Annotated in this window: 1 protein-coding gene; it reads left to right on the top strand. The window is 47.4% G+C overall.

The features are described from left to right. On the top strand, positions 1-2,053 hold a 2,053-nt coding region (locus tag P2W76_RS07465; RefSeq protein ID WP_276347060.1), incomplete at both ends, for a hypothetical protein.

Here is a 2,053-nt window from a genome sequence, read left to right on the forward strand (position 1 = left end):
CAACATTTACAGGTACCGTATCTGGTATTACTGCCACAATGGTTGGCTTAGGTAATGTGAACAATACGGCTGATGCAGATAAACCAATCAGTTCGGCTACTCAAACAGCCCTTGATGGAAAAGCTACTACTGCTGCTTTAGCATTAAAAGCTGACCAGAGTGCAGTTGACCTGAAAGCACCCCTGGCATCTCCAACCTTTACAGGTACCGTATCTGGTATCACCGCCACAATGGTTGGACTAGGCAATGTGAACAATACAGCTGATGCAGATAAACCGATCAGCTCAGCTACCCAAACTGCCCTTGATGGAAAAGCTGCCAGTGCAGATCTTGCTTTGAAAGCACCACTAGCATCTCCGACCTTCACAGGTACTGTTTCCGGTATCACTGCTGCAATGGTTGGCTTAGGCAATGTGAACAATACAGCTGATGCTGATAAACCGATCAGTTCGGCTACTCAAACTGCCCTTGACGGGAAAGCTGCCAGTGCAGATCTTGCTTTAAAAGCACCACTAGCATCTCCGACATTTACCGGAACTGTATCTGGTATTACTAAAGGGATGGTAGGGTTATCAGATGTAGATAACACTTCAGACCTGGCTAAACCGATCAGTTCGGCTACTCAAGCAGCGCTTGATGGAAAAGCTACAACAGCTGCTTTGGCATTAAAAGCTGACCAGAGTTCAGTTGATCTGAAAGCACCTCTTGCATCTCCAACATTTACAGGTACCGTATCTGGTATTACTGCCACAATGGTTGGCTTAGGTAATGTGAACAATACGGCTGATGCAGATAAGCCAATTAGTACAGCAACTCAAACCGCTCTGGATGGAAAAGCGACTACTGCTGCGTTGGCATTAAAAGCTGACCAGAGTTCAGTTGACCTGAAAGCACCCCTGGCATCTCCAACCTTTACAGGTACCGTATCTGGTATTACCGCCACAATGGTTGGCTTAGGTAATGTTAATAATACCGCTGATGCTGATAAACCGATCAGTTCAGCTACTCAAACTGCCCTTGATGGAAAGGCCGCCAGTGCAGATCTTGCTTTAAAAGCACCTCTTGCTTCACCAACATTTACAGGAACTGTCTCAGGTATCACTGCTGCAATGGTTGGCTTAGGCAATGTGAACAATACAGCTGATGCTGATAAGCCGATCAGTTCAGCTACTCAGACTGCCCTTGATGGAAAGGCCGCTAGTGCAGATCTGGCTTTAAAGGCACCTCTTGCATCACCAACTTTCACAGGTACCGTCTCAGGTATCACTGCCGGAATGGTTGGCTTAGGTAATGTTAATAATACCGCTGATGCTGATAAACCGATCAGTTCGGCTACCCAGACAGCACTTGATGGAAAAGCTACTACTGCTGCGTTAGCATTAAAAGCTGACCAGAGTGCAGTTGATCTGAAAGCACCGCTTGCATCACCGACATTTACCGGAACTGTTTCCGGTATCACTGCTGCAATGGTTGGCTTAGGCAATGTGAACAATACGGCTGATGCAGATAAGCCGATCAGTTCGGCTACCCAGACAGCCCTTGATGGAAAAGCCGCCAGTGCAGATCTTGCTTTAAAAGCACCCCTTGCATCTCCAACGTTTACCGGAACTGTATCTGGTATCACCGCCACAATGGTCGGATTAGGCAATGTGAACAATACGGCTGATGCAGATAAGCCGATCAGCTCGGCTACCCAGACAGCCCTTGATGGAAAAGCTACTACTGCTGCTTTAGCATTAAAGGCTGACCAAAGTGCAGTGGATCTGAAAGCACCTCTTGCATCACCAACATTCACAGGTACTGTTTCCGGTATCACTGCCGGAATGGTTGGACTAGGTAATGTGAACAATACGGCTGATGCAGATAAGCCGATCAGTTCAGCTACTCAAACTGCCCTTGATGGGAAAGCCGCCAGTGCGGATCTTGCTTTAAAAGCACCCCTTGCATCACCAACCTTTACCGGAACCGTATCCGGTATCACTGCCGGAATGGTTGGCTTAGGTAATGTGAACAATACAGCCGATGTTGATAAACCGATCAGCTCGGCTACTCA

Origin of the sequence: Daejeonella sp. JGW-45 (genome assembly GCF_029360805.1) — a bacterium.
Classification (GTDB): domain Bacteria; phylum Bacteroidota; class Bacteroidia; order Sphingobacteriales; family Sphingobacteriaceae; genus Daejeonella.